Source organism: Cystobacter fuscus (assembly GCF_002305875.1).
Classification (GTDB): Bacteria; Myxococcota; Myxococcia; order Myxococcales; family Myxococcaceae; genus Cystobacter; species Cystobacter fuscus_A.
In genome coordinates, this window is record NZ_CP022098.1 from 4,991,544 (window position 1) to 5,012,843 (window position 21,300).

21 protein-coding genes are annotated in these 21,300 nt (G+C 69.8%); 12 read left to right on the plus strand and 9 right to left on the minus strand.

Going from position 1 to position 21,300, the window contains the following annotated elements; translation table 11 throughout:
- Positions 1-152 precede the first annotated feature (152 nt).
- The 6 genes from CYFUS_RS20525 to CYFUS_RS20550 all read left to right on the plus strand — a co-directional run bounded on the left by CYFUS_RS20525 (position 153) and on the right by CYFUS_RS20550 (position 4,903).
- Positions 153-1,040: a P-loop NTPase gene (locus CYFUS_RS20525; protein WP_198316917.1), complete on the plus strand. Its 888-nt coding sequence runs from the start codon at positions 153-155 to the stop codon at positions 1,038-1,040.
- Positions 1,037-2,248 (plus strand): helix-turn-helix domain-containing protein, encoded by a 1,212-nt coding sequence (locus CYFUS_RS20530; RefSeq protein WP_095986766.1) that lies wholly within the window; start codon positions 1,037-1,039, stop codon positions 2,246-2,248. Before CYFUS_RS20525 ends, CYFUS_RS20530 begins: the two co-directional genes overlap by 4 nt.
- A 78-nt stretch (positions 2,249-2,326) precedes the next feature.
- Positions 2,327-2,590 carry a hypothetical protein gene (locus tag CYFUS_RS20535; RefSeq protein WP_002627508.1) on the plus strand — a complete coding sequence of 88 codons (264 nt, stop codon included), beginning with the start codon at positions 2,327-2,329 and terminating at the stop codon, positions 2,588-2,590.
- Complete coding sequence (locus CYFUS_RS20540; RefSeq protein ID WP_095986767.1) at positions 2,584-3,531, plus strand: RluA family pseudouridine synthase; 948 nt, start codon at positions 2,584-2,586, stop codon at positions 3,529-3,531. Before CYFUS_RS20535 ends, CYFUS_RS20540 begins: the two co-directional genes overlap by 7 nt.
- Positions 3,532-3,549: 18 nt before the next feature.
- A complete protein-coding gene (gene sugE, locus CYFUS_RS20545; RefSeq protein WP_095986768.1) occupies positions 3,550-3,876 on the plus strand; it encodes a quaternary ammonium compound efflux SMR transporter SugE in 327 nt (108 codons plus the stop codon).
- A gap of 10 nt (positions 3,877-3,886) precedes the next feature.
- Entirely contained in the window at positions 3,887-4,903 is a 1,017-nt protein-coding gene (locus tag CYFUS_RS20550) for an NAD(P)/FAD-dependent oxidoreductase (RefSeq protein ID WP_095986769.1), read from the plus strand.
- Positions 4,904-4,906: 3 nt separating this feature from the next.
- On the opposite strand, the gene CYFUS_RS20555 is transcribed toward CYFUS_RS20550, so the two are convergent.
- The 9 genes from CYFUS_RS20555 to CYFUS_RS20595 form a co-directional block, all read right to left on the minus strand.
- A complete protein-coding gene (locus CYFUS_RS20555) occupies positions 4,907-6,757 on the minus strand; it encodes a DUF885 domain-containing protein (protein WP_095986770.1) in 1,851 nt (616 codons plus the stop codon).
- A gap of 92 nt (positions 6,758-6,849) precedes the next feature.
- On the minus strand, positions 6,850-8,169 hold the full coding sequence (locus CYFUS_RS20560) for an HD-GYP domain-containing protein (RefSeq protein ID WP_095986771.1): 1,320 nt from the start codon (positions 8,167-8,169) through the stop codon (positions 6,850-6,852).
- 1 nt (position 8,170) lies between these two features.
- Positions 8,171-9,934 carry a HEAT repeat domain-containing protein gene (locus tag CYFUS_RS20565; protein ID WP_095986772.1) on the minus strand — a complete coding sequence of 588 codons (1,764 nt, stop codon included), beginning with the start codon at positions 9,932-9,934 and terminating at the stop codon, positions 8,171-8,173.
- Between the two features lie 173 nt (positions 9,935-10,107).
- A complete protein-coding gene (locus CYFUS_RS20570) occupies positions 10,108-11,007 on the minus strand; it encodes an RNA polymerase factor sigma-32 (protein ID WP_095986773.1) in 900 nt (299 codons plus the stop codon).
- Between the two features lie 350 nt (positions 11,008-11,357).
- A complete protein-coding gene (locus CYFUS_RS20575; RefSeq protein WP_095986774.1) occupies positions 11,358-13,388 on the minus strand; it encodes a transglutaminase TgpA family protein in 2,031 nt (676 codons plus the stop codon).
- Positions 13,385-14,314, minus strand: a complete 930-nt coding sequence (locus CYFUS_RS20580) for a DUF58 domain-containing protein (protein WP_198316918.1) — start codon at positions 14,312-14,314, stop codon at positions 13,385-13,387. Before CYFUS_RS20580 ends, CYFUS_RS20575 begins: the two co-directional genes overlap by 4 nt.
- Positions 14,315-14,346: 32 nt before the next feature.
- Positions 14,347-15,330, minus strand: a complete 984-nt coding sequence (locus CYFUS_RS20585; RefSeq protein WP_095986776.1) for an AAA family ATPase — start codon at positions 15,328-15,330, stop codon at positions 14,347-14,349.
- A gap of 226 nt (positions 15,331-15,556) precedes the next feature.
- Positions 15,557-15,883, minus strand: a complete 327-nt coding sequence (locus tag CYFUS_RS20590; RefSeq protein ID WP_095986777.1) for an STAS domain-containing protein — start codon at positions 15,881-15,883, stop codon at positions 15,557-15,559.
- Between the two features lie 202 nt (positions 15,884-16,085).
- A complete protein-coding gene (locus CYFUS_RS20595; protein WP_095986778.1) occupies positions 16,086-16,799 on the minus strand; it encodes a lytic transglycosylase domain-containing protein in 714 nt (237 codons plus the stop codon).
- 269 nt (positions 16,800-17,068) lie between these two features.
- Between CYFUS_RS20595 and CYFUS_RS50725 the strand changes: the two genes are divergently transcribed.
- The 6 genes from CYFUS_RS50725 (at position 17,069) to rplC (ending at position 21,100) form a co-directional block, all read left to right on the plus strand.
- On the plus strand, positions 17,069-17,224 hold the full coding sequence (locus tag CYFUS_RS50725) for a lmo0937 family membrane protein (RefSeq protein WP_002627494.1): 156 nt from the start codon (positions 17,069-17,071) through the stop codon (positions 17,222-17,224).
- Positions 17,225-17,234: 10 nt separating this feature from the next.
- The gene (locus tag CYFUS_RS20600) at positions 17,235-17,795 is read left to right on the plus strand and encodes a hypothetical protein (RefSeq protein ID WP_095986779.1); all 561 of its coding nucleotides are present in this window, start codon (positions 17,235-17,237) and stop codon (positions 17,793-17,795) included.
- Between the two features lie 36 nt (positions 17,796-17,831).
- Entirely contained in the window at positions 17,832-18,911 is a 1,080-nt protein-coding gene (locus CYFUS_RS20605; RefSeq protein ID WP_095986780.1) for a HupE/UreJ family protein, read from the plus strand.
- A 137-nt stretch (positions 18,912-19,048) separates the two neighbouring features.
- Positions 19,049-19,444 (plus strand): hypothetical protein, encoded by a 396-nt coding sequence (locus tag CYFUS_RS20610; protein ID WP_002627491.1) that lies wholly within the window; start codon positions 19,049-19,051, stop codon positions 19,442-19,444.
- A gap of 46 nt (positions 19,445-19,490) precedes the next feature.
- Positions 19,491-20,264 carry a hypothetical protein gene (locus tag CYFUS_RS20615; protein WP_095986781.1) on the plus strand — a complete coding sequence of 258 codons (774 nt, stop codon included), beginning with the start codon at positions 19,491-19,493 and terminating at the stop codon, positions 20,262-20,264.
- A gap of 188 nt (positions 20,265-20,452) precedes the next feature.
- The gene (gene rplC / locus CYFUS_RS20620) at positions 20,453-21,100 is read left to right on the plus strand and encodes a 50S ribosomal protein L3 (RefSeq protein ID WP_420042710.1); all 648 of its coding nucleotides are present in this window, start codon (positions 20,453-20,455) and stop codon (positions 21,098-21,100) included.
- Positions 21,101-21,300: the final 200 nt, after the last annotated feature.

Genomic DNA, 21,300 nt, shown 5'->3' on the forward strand with positions numbered 1-21,300 from the left:
CGTCCGGTCAGGGAGTCGACGAGCGGCCCGGGACGGGTTTTGATGCGGTTGCCTTGAACTCTCTCCGCTCCGCAGCCTCGCCTTCCGCTCCCAACGCCGCACCCGTGGAACCCACGGGCACCGCGCGGGCCCGCCCCCACCGCATCATCGCGGTGGGAGGCGGCAAGGGTGGGATTGGCAAATCGCTCGTGTCCTCCAACCTGGGAGTCGCGCTGGCGGCGCGAGGGCAACGCGTGCTGCTGGTGGACGCGGATCTGGGCGGGGCCAACCTCCACACGTGCCTGGGCGTGGGCCAGCCCACGGCGACGCTGTCCGACTTCCTGCTGCGCCCCAAGTCGCGGCTGGAGGACGTCATCGTGCCCACGGGCGTGCCGAACCTGTCGCTGATCGCCGGCGCGCTGGACGTGCTGGACGCGGCCAACATCAAGTACGCCCACAAGCAGCGGCTGCTGCGCAGCCTGCAGAGCCAGTCCGTGGACTATCTCATCCTCGATCTGGGCGCGGGCTCGAGCTTCAACACGCTCGACTTCTTCATCATCGCCGACCATGGCGTGCTGGTGCTCCTGCCCGAGCCCACCTCGGTGGAGAACGCCTACCGCTTCGTCAAGGCCGCCTTCTTCCGGCGCCTGCAGCAGGTGGAGGCGGAGTACGGCATCGAGCGGCTGGTGGAGCGTGCCCTGTCCACCCGCGAGGGCGCGAGCCGCACGCCGCTGGAGATCGTCCAGCACGTGCGCCAGCAGAGCCCCACGCTCGCCGCGAAGCTGGAGAAGGAGCTGGCCGCCTTCCGCGTGAAGCTGGTGCTCAATCAGGCCCGCACGGACGCGGACGTGAAGGTGAACGCCGCGGTGGTGTCCGCGTGGAAGAAGTTCTTCGGCCTCGAGATGGATGATTTCGGCGCCATCCGCTACGACGACGAGGCCTGGCGCGCGGTGCGCAAGCGCCGTCCCATCGTGCTGGACAAGCCCGATTCCCCCTCCGCCCTGGGCATCCAGCGCATCGCCGACCGTTTGTTGGCTCTCGACGGAGTGACTTCCCCATGAACCACTTCGAGCAACAGTCGTATTACGAGCTGCTGGAGGTTCCCGTATCCGCTTCACAGGCGCAGATCCTCGGCGCCTATACCCAGGCCATGGAGACATACGCGCCGGATTCCATCGCCGTGTACACGCTGGTGGACCCGGGACAGCTCGAGGCCCTGCATCAGCGCCTCGCCAAGGCCCGGGACGTGCTCTGCACGCTGGAGCGCCGCCTGGAGTACGACCGGGAGCTCGGGGTGACGCGGACTCCGGAGGAGCTGGCCCTGCTGCGGGGCGAGGACCTCGCGCGCGCGGCCGCCCCCCAGACGCCGGCCCCCGAGGGTTCCGAGATCGAGGCCCTGGAACTGCTCGAGACGGAAGTGGTGGTGGAGGACCCGTCCGCGGCGGAGGCCGCTCCGGTGGTGACGGCGGCCCCGATGGCCTCGGCCGCGCCCGTGGCGGAAGTAGCCCCCGTTGCCGAGACCGTGCCGGAGCAGGTGTCCACGCCCGTGGCGGAAGTGGCCCCCGTCGCCGAGACCGCGCCGGTGGTGGACGCGGCCTCGGTGGTGGTGGACCTGACGGCCATGCTGGAGGCCGCGCCGATGGGGGAGGAGTCCTCCGTCATCGTCGAGGCCTCGGTCGCGGTGGTGACTCCGCCCCCACCTCCGCCTCCGGAAGCCCTGCTGCCCGAGCCTCAGGTGGGCACGAAGCCCGTCGTCCACGCGCGGCCCTCCGCGCCGGCGAGAAGGCACGGCGGCGTCATTCCTCCTCCCTTGCCCGCGCGCCCGGGGTTGCGCCCGCCTCCCGCCCGCCCCGCGGTGGAGCCGTCGCGCGTGGTGAACCGTCCGTCCCCGGGACAACCGCCCGGCGAGGCCTCGGCGCTTCCCCCGGCGGCGCCCCTTTCCCCCGCCGAGCCGTCCCTCAATCGGCGCGACTCGCGCACCCGCCTCAAGACGGTCGTCGACATCTCGGCCGAGGCCGAGTTCAACGGCGAGCTGCTGCGTCAGGTGCGCGAGGGCCGCAACCTCTCGCCGCAGTCCCTGGCCGATCGCACCCGCATCTCCGTGCGGCACGTGGAGAACATCGAGGCGGATCGCTACGACCAGCTGCCCGCGCCCGTCTACCTGCGCGGCATGTTGATGAGCATGGCCCGGGAGCTCGGGCTGGACGGCCTGCGCGTGGCGCGCAGCTACATGGCCCTTGCTTCCTCGGAGGATAGGAAGAAGCGCTGAGCGGGAACGTCATTCCCCCGCATCTGCCCCTGGCAACGAAGTTGACACCCCAGGAGGCGCTGCCTAGAAAGGGCCAGAATGACGGAAGAAGAAAAGATCAAGGCGATGCGGCTGGCCCGCGCGATTGCTTCGGATATCTCGCTCTACAACGAGCAGAAGATCATCAAGGGCATCGAGCAGGACAACCTCTTCGAGGTCCTCAAGGAGGAGCTCGAGGAAGGCCGTGAGCTGTACAAGAGCCGCGTCAGCCCGGAAATCTTCCAGCGCATGAACTTCTTCGAGCGGGCCATCAACGACATCGTCCTGCGCTCCAAGGCGCACGTGAAGTCGAAGATTTGGTAGGCCCCGCCGTGCGCGAGCAGCTGGCCCCGCCCGAAGCCCGGGGTGAGCGGTTGGATCAAGTGCTCGCGCGCGTGTTCCCCGAGTTCACGCGCTCGCGCCTGCAGGGCCTCATCGAGTCCGGCCACGCCCGGGTCGACGGCAAGCCCGCCAAGGTCTCCCTGCGGCTCAAGGGCGGCGAGCGGCTCACCCTCGAGGTTCCCGCCCCCACGCCGGCCCTGCCGGTGGCCGAGGAGCTGCCCCTCGCGGTGCTGCGCGAGGACAAGGACCTGGTGGTGGTGGACAAGGCCGCGGGCATGGTGGTGCACCCGGGCGCGGGCCATGCCTCGGGGACACTCGTCAACGCGCTGCTGCACCGCGTGAAGGACCTGGCCGGAGTGGGCGGCGAGCTGCGCCCCGGCATCGTCCACCGGCTCGACAAGGACACCACGGGCTGCCTGGTCGTGGCCAAGCACGAGACCGCCCTGGTGGCGCTGCAGAAGGCCTTCAAGACACGCACCGTGGAGAAGACGTACCTGGCGCTCGTGCACGGCTCGCCCAAGGCCGCCGAGGGCCGGATCGAAACGCTCTACGGCCGTCACCCCGTGCACCGCCAGCGCTTCACCGGCAAGGTGAAGGAGGGCAAGCCCGCCCTCACCGTGTACCGGGTGCTCGAGTCCTTCGAGGGGGCCGCGCTGGTGGAGGTGGATCTGCTCACCGGCCGCACGCACCAGATTCGCGTGCACCTGGCCGAGCTCGGTCACCCCCTGCTGGGCGATGCCCTGTACGGCGCGGGCCGCAAGCCCAAGGGCCTGGCCGGGGCGGCGCAGGACGTCGTTGGCCGTCAGGCCCTGCATGCCTGGAAGCTGTCGTTTCCCCACCCCCGGACGGGCAAGGTGCTGCGCGTGGAGGCGCCCCTGCCTCCGGACTTCACCGCCGCGCTCGAGGTGCTGCGCGGCCGTTAGCCCCCGGGAGGGCGTGTCATGGCGTGGGTGATGCTCGTCATCGCGGGATTGTTCGAGGTGGGCTGGTCGATCGGCCTCAAGTACACCGAGGGCTTCACCCGGCTGACGCCCACGCTGCTGACGCTCGTGGCCCTCGCCGCCAGCATGGTGTTGTTGTCGCTCGCGGCGCGCACGCTGCCCATCGGCACCGCCTATGCCGTCTGGGTGGGCATCGGTGCCCTGGGCGCCGCCGTGCTGGGCATCCTCCTGTTCCACGAGCCGGTGACGCCCGCGCGTGTCTTCTTCCTCGCACTGCTCCTCGTGGCCATCATCGGATTGAAGATCACCGGCGGGGCGGGGCATTAGAAGCCACGTCATGGCCTCCTCGAGCTCCTCGGACCTGTCCACCTCGCGCTTTCCCCGTGTGGCCGTCATCGGCGCGGGACTCGCGGGCCTCACGCTCGCCCGGATCCTCACGGAGATGGGCCTCTCGGTGAATGTTTTCGACAAGGGCCGGAGCCCCGCGGGCCGGATGTCCACCCGCCACGAGGCCGGGGGCAGCTTCGACCATGGCGCCCAGTACTTCACCGCGCGCGACGAGGGCTTCCAGCGTCAGGTGGAGACGTGGGTGGAGCAGGGGATCGCCGCCGAGTGGCGCGGGCGCTTCGGCACCCTGGAGAACGGCACGCTCACGCCCAAGGACGAGGGCCCGGTGCGCTACGTGGGCGTTCCCGGCATGAGCGCCCTGGCCCAGGCCTTCGCCTCGCGCGTGGACGTGCGCTGTGGCGTGCGCGTGGAGCACGTCCGGCGCGAGCACGAGGCGTGGGCGCTCACGTCCGACACGGGCGAGGCCCTGGGCGCCTTCCACGCCGTGGTGGCCGCCGTCCCCGCGCCCCAGGCGGTGCCCCTGCTGGCCGGCTCGCCCGAGCTCTCCGCACGCGTGGCGGGCGTGCGCATGGAGCCATGCTGGTCGGTGATGGCGGGCTTCGCCGCTCCCGTGCCGCTGCCCGTGGATGGGGCCTTCATCCATGGCTCGCCCCTGTCCTGGGCCTCCCGGGACAACAGCAAGCCGGGCCGGCCCGAGGGTGAGCGGTGGGTGCTGCACGCCACCCCGGACTTCTCCCGCGAGCACCTGGAGGACTCCCCCGAGGCCGTGGCGCCCCTGCTCGTCGAGGCGTTTTCCCGCGCCGCGGGGGTGGACGTCCGCCCGGTGCGGACCGTGGCCCACCGTTGGCGCTACGCCCAGGCCGAATCCCCTCTCACCGAGGGAGCCCTCTTCGACGACAAGCGGGGACTCGGGGCGTGTGGCGACTGGTGCGCGGGCTCCCGGGTCGAGGGGGCCTACCTGAGCGCCATGGCGCTCTCCCGGCGCATCGTGTTCTGGCGGCCGTGAGGCTCAGCGGGCCGCGGGCGCGCGCTTCGCCGCGATGTACGCCTCCACCTGCTCGCCCAGGACGTCGAGCGGCAGTGAGCCGTTGCCGAGGACGACCTGGTGGAAGTCCCGCACGTCGAAGCCCGGCCCGAGCGCCTCCTGGGCCCGGGCGCGCAACGCCAGGAGGCGCAGCTCGCCCACCTTGTAGCTCGTCGCCTGTCCGGGCCACACGAGGTAGCGCTCCACTTCCTTGACGATGTCCCGGTCGCTCAGCAGCGTGTTCTTCTTGAAGTACTCGATGGCCTGCTCGCGCGACCAGCGCTTCGCGTGCATGCCGGAGTCCGTGACGAGCCGGACCGCGCGCCACAGCTCCAGCGACAGCTGGCCGAAGCGCGAGTAGGGATCCGCGTAGAAGCCCAGCTCCTGCCCGAGCTTCTCGGCGTACAGGCCCCACCCCTCGGTGTAGGCGCCGTGGTAGCCGAAGCGCCGGAACTTCGGCAGACCCTCGAGCTCCTGCGCGAAGGCGATCTGGAAGTGATGGCCGGGTGCTCCCTCGTGGTAGGTGATGCCCTCGATCTGCGGCTTGAGCACCTGGTTCATGTCCGCGAGGTTGACGTAGTAGATGCCGGGCCGGGAGCCATCCGGAGCCGGCAGGTTGTAGAAGGCCACCGGTGCCGTCTCCTGCCGCCAGGACTCGACCGCGCGCACCTCGAGCGCCGCCCGGGGCAGGCGATGGAACAGGCGGGGCGCCTCCTTCATGGCCTGGGCGATGAATCGCCGCGCGTCCGCCAGGTAGGCCTGCTTGCCCTCCTCGGTGTTGGGATGGTGCGAGCGTGCATCCGCCTTCACGTGGGCGAAGAAGTCCTGGAGCGAGCCCTGGAAGCCCACCTGCTTCTGGATGACCTCCATCTCGCGGTGGATGCGCTCCACCTCCGCCAGTCCCGCCGCGTGGATCTCCTCCGGTGTCATCTCCGTGGTCGTGAAGAAGCGAAGCTGGTCGGCGTAGTAGGCCGCGCCGTCGGGCAGGCTCCACGCGCCGTCATTGCCCTTCGCCTGCCGTTCCACCTCGGCGAGCGTCGCGAGGAGCATCTCGTAGCCACTCTTGAACGGGCCCTTCAGGGCCTCGCGCGCCTCGTCGAGCAGCCGGGCCTTCTCGTCCGCGGGGGCCTCGAGCGCGCCCACCTTCTTCTGGAAGTCCGCCCACACCGCGCTGTCCGCGCCCGTGTCGAACGGCGCGCCGGAGAGCACCCGGCGGGCATCGGCCTCGACCGGCGCGAAGACGAACCTCGGCGGGACGATTCCCCGGGCCGCCTGCGCCCGCATCCGCTCGGAGATCTCCTTCATCACCCGCGGCACCTCGCGCAGACGCGACACGTACGCCCGCGCGTCGCTCACCGAGCCCACCCGGTGCGCGTTGATGAGGAACACCGGGATGTTGCTGGTCGGGTTCGAGCTGTTGGTGACGGGGAAGCCGTGCGAGTACCACCGCAGCCGCTCCCGGCCCCGGACGACCAGGTCCTCGAAGAGCCGGTAGGACAGGCGCGAGGCGGGGCTCAAGGCGCGTTCATCGAACTCCCGCTTCATCCGGGCGAGCTGCTGCTCGGCGAGCTCCTGCTGCTTGCGCGCCCCCGCCTCGGTGTGGTCGTCGAGCCGATCGTAGGACTGCTTCGAGCCCTGGTAGGTGAGCCCCTCGGGGCTGAGCGCGAGGCGCTCCTCGTAGGCCGCGTCCAGGAAGGTGAGCAGGCGCTGATCGGCGTCGCCACCGGTCTTCGCGTCCGCCGAGGGGGGTGGGGACGAGAGCGTGGCGGAAGGGGTCGCGCACGCGCCGAGCGACAGCACGAGCAGCAGCGGCGCGAGGAATCGAGAGGACGGCACGGGCATTCCTTTGCGAGGAGGGAAGGGCCCGTGTCTATAGCGCGCGGTGCGCGGCGCGCGGAACCTCGCGTCCGCTCATCGTCGGATGGCGCTCAGAGCCCGCCGAGCGTCATCGATTGCTGGCGGCGGCTGAGGACCTTCACCGGCTGGATGGCCATCACCCGCATGAAGACCTGGAGCAGCTCCGGATCGAACTTGTTGCGCATCTCCGTCCACATGAGCATCAGCGCCACCTCCGGACCGTACGCATCGCGGTAGGGCCGCTTGGAGGTGAGCGCGTCATACGCCGCGCAGATGGCGATGATCTTCGCGTATGTCCCCAGGTTCGTCTTGGGGATGATCATCTGGATGTCGCCCCGCGCGTCGCGCACCGCGGTGCCGAAGTCCGCCTTGTGCTCGAACGTGGTCACCACGCGCAGGAGCGTCGAGCGCGAGAAGCCCTTCTCCATCAGGATGTTGCGGATGGAGATGAGGGGCGCCTTCTGGATGATGGCCTTCTCCTCCGCGCTCAGCGCGCCGCGCTTGGTGGCCAGCTCCTCGGGGATGGTCGCCATGCCCGCGTCGTGGAAGAGCGCGATGTAGCCCAGGTCCCTGAGCTGGGGCTTGGTCAGGCCCAGCTCCTGCCCGAACACGATGCTCATCAGGCACACGTTCACCTGGTGGTACACGAGATAGTCCATCTCGCGCTTCATCGTCGTCATGCCCAGGAAGTGCGTGCGCTGCTCGAACGAGATGTCCACGAAGTCCTGCACCAGCCGCAGCGCCCGCGAGGTGTTCAGCGGCTTGCCCGCCTGCACCGACTCCAGGTAGCGCGTGAGGAAGAACACCGCGCGCGCGTAGACCGTCATCGCGTACTTCTTGCGGTCCACCTTCTGGTCCTGCTTCCCGTCCTCCTCCCGGCTGAGCTTCTCCCGGAGCCGCGAGAACTTGGCCACCTTCATGTTGAGCAGCTTGCGGTCCGCCAGCCCATCCTCGTCGGCCGACGCGAGCTGCTCCTTGCTGAAGATCCAGATGAAGTTCTTCAGCTCCTGCACCGTGATGACCTTGGTGAGCGAGATGCCGCCCACGTCCTTGGAGCGCATCTCCGCGAGCAGGTAGCGCTGGTTGTCGATGGAGTTGAGGTCCACCTTCACCAGCATGTTGTTGAGGTAGTACGACTCCTTGACGCCCACCAGCTCCAGCCGGCCTTCCTTGGAGATGATCTGGTTGATGATGTCCTGGAGCTGCAACAGCGGCTTCTCGAAGACCGAGTTCTCCGGATCGTACATCTTCACCGAGCGGATGAGCATGTACAGGCCCGAGATGAGACCGCGCGCGAGCGTCTGCAGCTTCTCCGAGTAGGCGCGGCCCACCTCGCTGAGGTTCTCGGCCTGGCCCTGGGCTCCATGCGTGACCTTCAGGTTCTCCGCCATCTCACGCCTCCTCGGACGCGGTCGTCTCGCCGAACAACGTCTTCTTCGTCTGGTACATCGCCTTGCGCGCGGCGGTGAGGACCTCGAGCGGCTGGGTCTTGTCCTCCACCACGCCCTGCAGGGCCTTGTACCCGGGGATGGAGCAGGCGGCGGCCAGCCCCGCCACCGCCAGGAGCTTGTCCTCCAGCACCTTCTTCTTGTTGAGCAGCGTGGGCTTCACCGACAACGTCTGCAACATCAGCGAGATGGCGCCCGGCAGCGCCGTGGAACCCAGCGCGGAGTAGTAGGCCGTGCGCTCCTCGAGGCTCTTCTTGTCGAAGCTCGCCTCGCGCATCAGCCGCATCAAGTCCGTGTAGGCGCGGTCCCGATCGAACTCGGGCAGCAGCCGGGCGGCCAGCATGCGCACCTGGGTGGCCGGGTCGTTGAGCGCGTCGATGATGAGCTTGCGCGCCTCGGTGGTGCGGCCCCGGGCGATGATGTTCATCACCTCCAGCTTCACCGCGAGGTTCTTGTTGAGCATCACCAGGCCGAACATCCTCACCCGCTCCGGGTGGTCGCTCTTCTCCAGGATGTAGACCATGTCCCGCACCGTCTGGGGCCGCTCGGACTCCAGGCGCTGCACGAAGGGGTGGGGGTTGTCCTGGGCGAATCGGGCCAGCGCGTCGCACATGAGCAGCCGGTTCTCCGGGATGTCGATCGTCTCCAGCGCGTTGAGCAGCGCGAACACCGCCGAGCTGTCCAGCGCCTGGACATAGCGGTTGATGTCCACCGGGTTGCGCGGGCGCGTCGCCTTGAGCATCTCCGCCAGCCGCATCACCCGCTGCTCGTCCCCCATCTTCTGGGTGAAGTAGCCCACCAGCCGTTCGATCTCTCCTCCGGGCGCGCGCTGCGCCAGGGCGCGCATCTTGAGCAGCATCTGGTTGATGGTGCCGTAGTCGTCCTGGATGAGCATGGCGTCCAGGAGCTGCACGAAGATCTCCTCGAGCAGCTCCCGGTCCTCCACGCCTCCCTCGATGACGAGGAAGATGGCGCTCACCAGCTTGGGGAACAGCCGGGCGCCCTCCTCCTCGGAGATCTCCCGCTGCAGCCGGGCCTTGAGGTCATCCGAGGCGTAGTTGCCCGCCACCACCAGGCCGCGCATCTGCTCCACGCCGTCCATCTTGGAGTCGAGGTCCTCCGCGTTCACGCGCGCGAAGCGCAGGTAGTCGTCCGAGCTCGTCTTGAGGCGCGAGTAGAGATAGCCCACGACCCGGTCGACCTCGACCTCGACCTCCTCGTCGCTCACCTCGTCCATCCGGAAGCCCTCGACCACCACGTACTCGAGGTGCTCCAGGCCCGAGCGCCACAGCTGCGCGAGCACGTCCTCGGCGCCCCGCTCGGGCTCGGACAGGGCGATGAGCGTGAACGTCACCAGCTCCTCGATGCTCAAGCCCGGCCGGAGGATGAGCTGGCGGATGCCGTCGCGGAAGAACTTGTAGGGCAGCGGCGTGTCCTCGGCGAACAGCGGCTCGCCGTACGTCATGAAGTTCTGCTGCTCCACCTTGATGAGCAGCGCGCCGTGCTTCTCGGTGTGCGCGGTGAGCGCCTCGTGTGTCCGGGCGAGGAACTCGGGGAACTTCGCCTCGTTGTGCCGGTACATGCCAATCTGCTTGATGCCCTTGAGCAGCTGGGCGGCCACGGCGCGCGCGGACTCCACCTTGTCCTGGACGGAGGGATCCATCACGGGTTCCGTGGACGGGCTGTTACCGGGCTGTACCTGATCCATGAAGTCCTTGAGGCGGGTGGGTGAGCAGGGGCTTGCAGTCTACCCCCATTCTCTCCCCCGATCCTCCGTACTCCCAGTAATTCCCGCACTCCTTTCCATTTGGAAAGGGCGCTCGCCCGAGGCCCGAGGTGCCCCTCTGAGGCATACCTTTGCCTACAGATCGTGCTCCTGGCCTACTGCTGCTGCGCGGACGCCTCGGTCGAGTCCGGATCCACCTCGGCCATCAGCGCCGCCAGCTCCGCCTTGAGCTTGTCCTTGGCGCGGATCTCCAGCTGGCGCGCGCGCTCGCGCGAGAAGCCGAAGTGCTCGCCCAGCTCCTTGAGCGTCATCGGGCGCTCGTTCATCACGCGCTGCTCGATGATGAAGCGCTCGCGCGGATCCAGGCGCATGAGCGCCGTGCGCACGCGCGTGTTGATGAGGCCCGCTTCCTCGCGGTCCGCGAACTCGTCATCCTGGGACGTGGAGTCGCTCGCCACGAAGTCCACGTGGCTGTTGCCGCCCTCCTCGCCCATGGGCGCGTCCAGCGACAAGTCCCGGCCGCCCATGCGCTGCTCCATCTCGCGCACCTCGGTGGCCTTCACGTTGAGCTTGCGGGCGATCTCCTCCACGTTCACCACCGAGCCGTCCAGCGTGCCGAACTTCTCCAGCTCCCGGCGCGTGCGCGCGAGCGAGAAGAAGAGCTTGCGCTGGGCCTGCGTGGTGCCGAGCTTCACCAGGCTCCAGCTCTTGAGGATGTAGTTCTGGATGTAGGCGCGGATCCACCACACCGCGTACGAGATGAGGCGGATGCCCTTGTCGGGATCGAACTTCTGCACCGCCTTCATCAGGCCGATGTTCCCCTCCTGGATGAGGTCGGACATCTTGATGCCGTAGGAGCGGTACTCGTAGGCGACCTTCACCACGAAGCGCAGGTTGCTCGTCACCAGCTTGTGGCCCGCGGCGAAATCTCCCTGGAGGAAGCCGCGCGCCAGCGCCTGCTCCTCCTCGACCTTGAGCAGCGCGTACTGGTTGATCTCCGAGAGGTACATCGCCAGCGAGCCGGAGTTGGACGATTGTTCCGTGGAGAGCTGCATGGTGTGTCTCCGAGGGGCCTCCTCGCTGGGAGGCCGGTGAAAAGAGGTAGGTTTTCCTGTCAAACGACAACCGGACGTGAAGGACGTAGAGCAACGTGCGTGCCACACCTCCACGCGAGAATTCATCAGTCACAACGGATACTTGGCCGAGCCCCCCGACCCGCCCCGGGAGGCAGTCCGTAAGCGTTACAGGTCCGGGCCCATCCCTCCTGGCAAGCGATGCCGCCACATGTCGCATCGTGTTTCCCCAGAGGGGTAATAAAGGCGGCACGCGCGGCCAGCGCCCCCGTCACACCCGCCCCGTCGGAGGGCGGGCGGGCGGAGGAGGGCGAGCCGGGTGTGGCGGTGCTTCAGGGGGCGTTGGAGCGTGAGCCCTGACGCCAGGTGTCGAGCGCGCGCCGCAGGTCCTCGAGCATCCGGGCGCGTTCACCGGACTCGAGCGGGCGCTGGCCGAAGCGGGCCTCCAGGTAGCGGCGCGTGAGTGGCGCGAGGGTGGGGCCCAGCGGGTGCGCGTCGCGGGTGAAGCGCGCGGACACGTCCTCGAGCGTCTCGCCCTCGCGGGGAGGCAGGCCGGCGCGCGTGAGCTGGCGCTCCACGGCGTCCACCAGGCGCGTGGCCTCTCCCAGGGGCGAGCGCCGGGGACGCCGCGACAGGTAGCGCACGAGGCCGTAGACGCCCAGCGCCACCAGCCCCGCCGTCCACCAGGCACGGGCCGGTGGGCCCGAGGGCCGCTGCTCGTCGGAGGAGGGATCCCGCGGGGGCCGGGACAGGCCACGCATGAAGTCGAGCTGATCCCGGAACGAGTAGTCCACCACGGACGTACGCCAGACGCCCTCGATGGCCTCGTAGAGCGAGACGAGCGACTCGAGGATTTGAATGGACTGGTTGGTGCGGAACGCGGGCGGCGTGGCATCCACGGTGATGAAGCCGCGCCCGGGCACCAGCACGTGCGTCCAGGCGTGGGCGTCGCCCGCGCGGACGATGTATTCCTCCCCCACGCGCTCGCCGCCGAAGAAGCCCGTGGCGAGCCGGGACTCGAAGCCCAGGGTGCGCAGCATCAACGTGAGCGCCGTGGCGAAGTGCTCGCAGTGGCCCGCCTTGCGCACGAAGAGGAAGTCCTCCAGCGGGTCCGCCAGGTCCCCGCTCAGCTCCAGCGTGTACTGGTACTCGCGCTGCAGCCAGGCGGACAGCTTCTGGGCCGCCGCGAGGGGATCCTTCTCGTCGCCCACCACCCGACGCGCCAGCTGCTCCACCCGGGGATCCAGGTTCTCCGGCAGCGCCAGGAGCTGATCCGCCTCCGTCTGGTTCATCCGGCCGGGGTCCGTGTCCGTGCCGGGCGGCAGGCTGTATACCTCGTAGGAGTAGCCGAGCCCGTCATCCACGAAGCGCAGCTCGTCTCCGCCCAGCTCCTGCAGCCGGGTGCGCCGGTCGCCCGTGGGCGTGTGCGTCAGGGCATTGCCCAGCTTGGCGGGAGTCTCCAGGGCGATGAGCGTGCGGCTGCCGTAGGCGGGCAGCAGCTCGATGCGCTGGTACACCTGCTTGTCCGCGCCCGGACGCAGCGTCACGCGCGTGCGGTGGCGCTGCTTGGCCGCGCCGATCGTCGACCACTCCTGGCCATCGAAGGTGTCGTAGGTGCGGCCCACCCAGTAGGCCGACAGGTGCTCGGTGTCCACCGGATCCGGTGTCAGCCGGGCGCGCAGCACGACGCGGGGATTGCTCTTGAGGGTGCCCGAGCCGCCCAGGCGCACCGTGTCGGAGAAGCCGCTGGTGGCGGTGCCGAGTCCCGGCGAGGCGCGGCGCACGCCCATGTTCCAGCTGAGGCGCGGAATGAGGATGAAGAAGAGCGCCGCGCCCACCACGGCCACGAAGGTACCGCGCGCGAGCGGACGCATCACCGCGCGCACCGGCACCGGCTCGCCCGGGGGCACCGCCGCCTCCACCACGGCCAGGCCCAGCGACAGGCTCGCGAGCACCGCGAAGGCGAGCAGGCACAGCGCGAAGACGAGCTCACCGGAGAGCGCCGCGCCGCCGGCGATCATCAACAGGCCGACGAGCAGCACCTGGCCATCCGTGGCGGCGGTGCTCTCGGAGAGCAGCCGCTGGGCGGCGACGATGCCCGCGAAGGAGCAGGCGGCCACCACCAGGTCCATCTGCCCCGAGGCGACCGCGAGGTAGAGCAGGCCCGCCACGGGCAGGAGCAGCAGCGCCGTGAGCCGGGGAGCGCGCGCCAGGGGGCGCCGGCCCGTCAGCGCGACGATCAGCGCCAGCGCGAAGAGGACCAGGGCCCACACGGGCACCTGGCTGGAGATGGCCATGGAGGCGAAGGCCGCCGCCGTGCTCAGGTCCCTCAGTACGAGCCGCAGCCGCAGGGGTTGCCTCATGCCGCCTCCTCGCGCTGCTCCTCGAAGCCCACCCACGCGAGGGCGCGCAAGAGCAGGCGCTCCTGACCACTGCCCGCGCCCGGCCGCAGCCGCTGGCCGGGCAGCTCCAGCCCCACCTCGTGGCCAGCCTCGAGCAGCCGGTGGGCCTGCTCGGCCACCTCCTCGCACCGCCGCTCCAGCGCCTCGTCGGCCAGCCCGGCGCGCACCTCGAGCACGTAGGTGCGCCGCTCCTCGCGCTCGCGCTCCACCTTGAGCAGCTTGCCCGCCGAGGCGCTCTTGAGCCAGTGCACGCGCCGGGCATCCTCGCCCTCGCCCAGCTCGCGCAGGCCCGCCAGGTCTCCCGTGCCATCCAGCCGGTGGGGGTGGTGCGCCTCGCCCACGTGGCCCGTCGCCGCGTCCTCGGGGGTGGCACAGGCGAAGCCCCGCCGGGGGAAGACGAGCAGCGTGCCCGGCAGCGGGAAGACGCGCGTCTTGGCGAACAGGCCCAGCGGCCAGGTGGTGGTGACGCGCACGCCCACGAGCTTCACCGGCCCGCGCCGGGGCGCGGTGAGGTCCGCGCGCACCACGTGCTCGGCGCCCGCGGGCAGGTGGCCCACGCCGCCCTCGCCGGTGAGGGGCACGTCCACCTCGGACAGGGTGAGGGCGAAGGCATGTCCCTGGCGGCGGGTGAGCGCCCAGCGGAAGGCGAAGGGCTCGCCCGCGAAGGCGCCCTCGTTGCCCACGCGCCGCACGGACAGGTCGCGCAGACAGCGCTCGGACAGCACGCCGGAGAGGATGATGACGCTCAGCAGCAGTCCCAGCACCAGGTAGAGCAGGTTGTTGCCGGTGTTGAGCGCGCCCAGGCCCACGCCGAACGTCACCACGAGGTAGGTGCGGCCCATGCCCGTCACCTTGAGGGTGCGCGGTGGCCGGAGCCTGGCGCGCAACCGCCGCCACGGCGAGGGAGGACGGGACGGGCTCACCGGGGGGCCGGCACCTTCCGGGCGATCTCCTCGATGAGGTGGAGCGCCTCGTCGCGCGTATAGGTTCCCTGGTTGGCGCTGCGCAGGAGCAGCCGGTGGGCCAGGCACGGCCCGAGCACCGCGCGCACGTCTCCGGGCGTCACGAAGTCACGCGCCTCCCACAGGGCGTAGGCCCGGGCGGCCATGCCCAGCGCCAGCACGGCGCGCGTGGAGGCGCCGCGCTCGATGTCGCCGTGCGAGCGCGTGGCGTGCGCCAGGCGCACCACGTAGTCGGCCACGGTGTCATCCAGGCGCTGGGCGGCCACCTGGGCGCGCAGCCCGTTGAGCGCCTCGGGCGTGCTCACCGGATCCACCACCGCGCCGGCCGTGGCGGCGTCGCGCGCGAGCACCAGCAGGCGCGCTTCCACCTCGGGCGCCGGGTGGCCCAGCGACAGGCGCATGAGGAAGCGGTCCAGTTGCGAGTCGGGCAGGGGATAGGTGCCGGAGAAGTCCACCGGGTTCTGCGTGGCCACCACCGTGAAGGGGCGGGGCAGCGGGTGGGTGACGCCGTCCAGGGAGACCTGGCCCTGGGCCATGGCCTCCAGCAGCGCGGACTGGGTGCGCGGCGGCGCGCGGTTGAGCTCATCGGCCAGCACGAGCTGGCGGAAGATGGGGCCGGGGCGGAAGGAGAACGAGGCCGTGGCGGCGTGGAAGATCTGCGCGCCGAGGATGTCGGCCGGCATCAGGTCCGCGGTGAACTGCACGCGCGACAGCGACAGGGCGAAGGAGCGGGCGAGGGCCTCCACCAGCGTGGTCTTTCCCACCCCGGGCACGTCCTCCAGCAGCAGGTGGCCCCCCGCGGCCACGCAGGTGACGGCGAGGCGGACTTCCTTCTCCTTGCCCCGCACGGCCAGGGACAGATTCGCGGCCACCTGCTCCAGCGCGGATCTCGCGGCCGCCGGAGAGGAAAGGGCAGGGGTTGCTCGGGCTGGGGAGTTCATCGGGGGAGCCACTCTACCCCAGTCCGACGACTCCTGAACGTCTGTCTCGACAACCCCGGGCCTCGGGCGTGTCCGCCTGGACGCAGAGGGGAGGAGACGAGGTGTTGCCCACGGCGGTGGTGCTTCCGGTGGTGCTTCCGGGGGGGTTGCCGGAAGGGCGGGGAGGCGGGCGCGGGAGGGGATTTGCTCCCCTCTCATCTCGCGGCTCCTTCCCGACGACAGGACTTCAGGCGAGCACTTCCTCCGGGGTGTAGTAGGCGCGCGACGCCGAGGAGGTCTCGCCCATGCTCAACCCGAAGTAGCGGAACATGCGCTGGTGATGCCCGGCCAGGCCCCGCAGGCGCACCTTGCGGTCCACCAGTCCGTTCGTCAGCACTCCCACCGCCGAGTCACGGAACTCGCGCAGGTGCGTGAAATCCAACTCCACTTCCCTCGATCCCAGCGTGTCCAGCGACTGGCGCAGGAGCAGGGCGGTCTGGTTGTCCAGCGTTCCGGTCAGACGCAGCGTCAGACGGCCTGCGCGTTCTTCCTGGTGAATTTCCAGTCCCACCATGAGTGTGTCTCTCCATCGATGCCGCGTGCGTTTCCCTGGGAAACCGGCGCGTGTCGGGTACGCCCGGCCCGGAGTGGAACCGCCCACCCCGGCGCACAAGAGTCACCGCGGAGAGTGCATCTGAACTCCTGGAAAGGGCAGTCAGCCGGATGGAATTCGGAATCAGTGTCCTGCACCGAGCGCACGCACTGTTGGCTACCCATCACCCCGGCCCGTTCACGGGCTTCTTCTGGGCCTCGCGCCGGGTCAGCTCGCGCGAGCGCTGGGCCTTCAGGTTGCGGAACTCGCGCATCACCTTGGCGGGGTAGCCCGCGAGGAATCGCTCGCGCGCGCCGCTCTGGGCGAGGATCTTCCGCGCCTGGGTGGGGCCCGCGTTGTAGGCGACCAGGGCGCGCTCCGGCGTGCCGAAGCGCTCGATGAGGTTGGCCAGGTAGGCCGTTCCCAGCTCGATGTTCAATTCCGAATCGAACAGATTGGAATGGCGCTGCAGCTTGAAGCCCGCCTTGTCCGCCAGATAGCTGCCCGTGTCCGGCATCACCTGCATGAGCCCCATGGCGCCCACGTGGGACACCGCGTAGTTGTTGAAGGAGCTCTCGCAGTGGATGACCGCCACCACCAGGAGCGGATCCAACCCGTTGGCGCGCGCCTCGCGGACGATCGCCATCGCCAGGCGCCGCTGCTGACGCTCGGGCAGCTGCGAGGCCTGCACCGCGGTGGTGATGCCCAGCGCCTCCGCCTCGGCGAAGAGCACCGCCTCCTCCTCCATCTGCTCGAGCTGAACCGCGCGCTCGGCCAGTTGCGCTCTCAGCTCCACCATCTCCGGGCTCTTCTCTCCCGGGAAGTAGGGCTGGAACGCCCCCGCGACCGGACCCACCATCGACCCCACCACCACCAGCGCCGCCGCCCAACCCTTCATATCGTCAACCCTCTTCCCCACACGTGCCACCCCCGGCCACGTGTCCCATGTGGCAGATGCCCGGCGCTCGAAGCAGTCACCGTGCCATCCACCAAGCCCGCGGAATCACTCGGAGTGGGGCCGGGGTGGGAGATTCCCCTCCTGAAAAAAGGTCTACCGGCGCGGTCCGTTGACCCCTGGAAGGGCTGTTGAAAGGAGGGGTTGCCCCCATCGCCGCGGCACCCCAGCTTTGCGCGCAGTCGTGTGAACCGTGGAGAGGAGTGGGCGGCGTGTACTGGACGATGAGTGCCATCCTGTTCGTGCTGTGGATCGTCGGATCCATCAGTGGTTCCACCGAGGGAGCCTGGGTGCATCTGTTGCTCCTCTTCTCCATGGTGGCGCTGCTGCTGGCGGTGGCGCAGCGGGGCCGTGGATCGATGGCCTAGAGGAGGCGGTATGAGGGATGCGCCCGACATCTGCCTGGTGGAGCTGCCCCGGGACGTGGGCGGCTTCGTGCGCAGGGCGTGTCCGCGCTGCCAGCGTGACTTCAAGACGCGGCCGTGCGCGCACGACGGGAGCATCCTCCAGAGGCGGCTCGCGTCGCTCTTTCCGTTCGAGAACGCGCACGAGAGCTTCGACGAGGTGCCCGATGCGTGGTGTCTCTATTGCGGCCACCGGGCCGCGGGGGACGAGTGGCTCACCGCCGCGCAGCAGGCCCACGTGGAGAGCGTGGCGCGCGCCTGGGCCAATCACGTGCGCTACGAGCAGCTCGCGCACGTGTCGCGCACGCTCGCGGACAACCCGCGGCCCACCTTCGTGAGCGTCAAGCCGCGCGCCCTGCCGGGTCCCATGGCCCCGGACGTGGATGACTTGCGGCCGGTGCCGCTCGTGTGCTGTGGCGAGGAGGTCAAGGCGCACTGGGACTGGGACGGGCCCTTGTTCTGCCCGCGCTGTGGCACCCGCCACGGAGGGTCGAGCGGCCGGCAGCAGTTCCACCTGGAGTTCATCGAGGAGTAGACGGCCCCGGCCCCGCGCGGGCAGGCTGCCGGGCCCATGTGGTGGACGGCCCGGTGGGTGGCGGCCCTCGTCCTGTGTCTGCTCGCGGGTGGAGCGGGCGCGCACGACGCGGACATTCTCTATGCGCAGCTCTGGCGTCCCGAAGCCGGGGGGGCCGAGGTGCGCGAGCGCATCACCCTCACGGCGGACACGCTCGCGCGCCTGCTGCCCGCGGACGCGGACGGAGACGGCGTGCTGAGCCAGGCGGATCTCGACGCGCGCGAGCGGGCCCTGGCCGTGGGCTTCTGGGACGCCATTCCCCTGAGCGCTGGCGGCCAGCCCTGCGCTCGCACCGCCCAGCGGGCCTGGGTGCGCGAGTCCTATGTGGAACTCGGGGCCACCTTCTCGTGCGCGCCGGGGGAGTTGCGCCAGCGCTTCACGCTGCTCGCCGTACTGCCGGCGGGCTACCGGGTGGTGCTCGGCAGCCTCGTCCAGGGTGAGCGGGGACAGCGCTTCGCCGACGCCGCCCAGCCCACGCTCGTGGTGTCCACGGAGGGCTCCGCCGGGGAGGCGTCCACGGGGCTCGCCGGCTGGGTGGGGCTCGGGGTCACGCACATCCTCGGCGGGCCGGATCATCTGGCCTTCCTGCTGGCGGTGCTGCTCGTGGGAGGGAGCACGCGGCGGGTGCTGCTGTTGGTGACGGCCTTCACCGTGGCCCATTCCCTCACGCTGGGGACCACCGCGCTGGGCTGGCTCCCCCTGGACGAGGTGCGCACGCGCTGGGTGGAGGCCGCCATCGCCGCCTCCATTCTCTGGGTGGCGGTGGAGAACCTCGTGCGGCGCGCGCCCCGCCACCGCGTGGCCGTCACCTTCCTGTTCGGTCTGGTGCACGGCCTGGGCTTCGCCAGCGTGTTGACGGGCTATGGCCTGGGCGACTCGGTGGTGAGCGGGCTGTTCGGTTTCAATCTCGGCGTGGAGCTGGGCCAGGCGGCCGTCGTCGCCGTGCTGCTGCCGCTGCTGCGCATGCTCCAGCGCCGGCCCGTGCTGCACCGGCGCACCGTCCGCTTCCTGTCAGTCCTGCTCGGGCTGACGGCGCTCTATTGGTTGCTGGAGCGAGGTTTGGCGCCGATCGGTTGAATCCTGGGGAACCCGTTCATAGCTTCGAAACCGGGTAGGGGCTGGTTCATGGGGAGGGATTTATGGGCGCGAGGCACACCCGTCTGGCAGCAGCACTGGCCGCGGCATGGGAATCCGAAGTGGTATCCGCACGGCGCATGACGATGCTCGCCGAGCGACTGGGCGACAGCAGGGGCCGGGCCCGCCTGATGGTGCTGGCCGCGTTCTGCCGGGCGCATGCCTCGCGGCTGCTGGCCCGCCTGGCCGCGCTCGGCCGGGGTCCGCTGCCCGTGCCTCCCGAGGACATCACGCTCGACGAGGATACGGTGCGCGAGCTGCGCCGCGAGGGCGCCTTCGCCCGTGCCTCCGCCGCCCGTTACGAGGCCACCGCCGAGCTGGCCCGCCAGCACGCCGACCTGTCCAGCGCCTGGGTTTGCGAGCTCAACCGCACCGAGGAGCAGGACCGCTCCCGGGAGCTGCTCGCGCTCGCCGAGGGCGCCGCCCTGGCCGCCGTGAGCGAGTCCCAGATGGCGGCCGCCGCTCCCGCCGAGTAACCGAGCCTGCTGACAGCCTGCTCGCCTTGGGCGTAAAACGGCGGGCATGGCCAAGGCCGACAGCTATGACGATTTGATCTTCCAGTTGGGGGACCTCGCGAGGGACCGGCTCGCGGGCAAGCCCAACTGTCCGCGCACCATGGATCGGGTCTACCGCGCCGAGCAGGCGCTGGTGGCCCGGCGCGATGAACTGGCCGCGCTCGAAGCGCAGCTCAACGACGAGGACGCCGCCTGGCAGGACTACCTCGCCGAGTACGAGCGCCTGCGCGCCGCCCAGGGGGAGATCGTCCAGAAGTGGAAGAAGGCCGTGGACGCCGTGGAGGGGGAGACCAAGACCCTCCGCAAGACGCTGTCCAGCCGCCGCGCCGATCTGCGCTACGCCCAGGACGCGCTCAAGAAGATGGAGAAGAAGCACGCCGACCTGGAGCTCACCACCCGGGACGAGTCCAAGCTCTCCCTCTCGCGCGACAACATCAAGAAGAACCGCCTGCAGGCCATGCGCCTGTCGCGCGAGGTGGAGACCCTGGAGCGCGACGTGGAGCTGGCCCTCACGCCCAAGCCCGGGCAGCCCGGCGCCCCCGGCATCATCGCCCACAAGCGCGTGCTCGCCCTCGAGGACGAGATGCTCGCCCGCAAGGAGAGCGTCGATGCCTCCCTGGCCGACGTGGATCAGCAGATCGCCCAGAAGGAGGGCGAGGTGCAGGCCGCGGAAGATTACCTGGATCAGGCGCTGTTCCTGCTCGGCGAGGACGTGTACGCCCAGCGCATCGCCGACGCGCAGCTCTCCGCCTTCTATCCCCGGTTGGATCGCGCCCGGTGAAGGCCACGCCCTCCCACCGTGCTTGCCGCCGTGCTTGACCAGGGGGGGCAAGCTGCTACATTGCGCCGCTTCCTGGCGTCCGGGGAATGGGAATTCGGACGCAACCTGCTGAAATCATTGATGTTTTCGCGCGAGGACGCGCGAGCTGTGAGGACGACGTGAAGGGTCTGATTGGCAAGAAGATTGGGATGACCCAGGTGTGGAACGAGGAGGGAAACCTCGTTCCGGTGACGGTGATCGACGTCAACACCTGTACGGTCGTGGGCAAGCGCACCCCCGAGAAGGATCAGTACTCGGCGGTGACGCTGGGCTTCGGCGAGCTGCGCGAGACGAGCCTGAACAAGCCGCAGCTGGGCTTCTTCAAGAAGGCGAACGCTCCGCTGCGCCGCCACCTGAAGGAGTTCCGGGTGAGCGCGGAGGAGGCCGCGGGCTACAACGTGGGCGACGCCGTGAAGGCGGACCTGTTCACCAAGGGCCAGCTCGTGGACGTCACGGGCATCACCAAGGGCCGTGGCTTCCAGGGCGTCATGAAGCGCTGGAAGTTCAAGGGCTCGCAGACGGCCACGCGCGGCACCCACGAGTACCGCCGGCACCCGGGCGCCATCGGTCAGCGTAAGACGCCTGGCCGCGTGTACCCCAACAAGAAGCTGCCCGGTCACTACGGCGTGGAGCAGGTCACCACCCAGAACCTGACCGTGGTGGACGTGGACGTGGAGAAGGGCCTGCTGCTCGTCAAGGGCGCCGTCCCCGGCCACAACGACGGCCTCATCGTCGTGCGCCCGAGCATCAAGCTCGCGCTGCGCGAGAAGCACAAGGCCGCCCGCGCCGGCAAGTAGTCCCGCCGTACCGCCCTGTGTGTGCTCCCTCTCCGTCAAGCGGGGAGGGCCGGGTCACTCGTCCTACCGAGCCTCCAGGCACCGCCACAGGGCCTTCCTCGACGCCCCGCTCCGGTCTTCCCACCGGGCGGGGCGTTCGTGTTTCCGGCCCCCGGAAGTGGCCTCCAAACGTTGGCCAGCGAGCGGTGCGCATGCTGGGT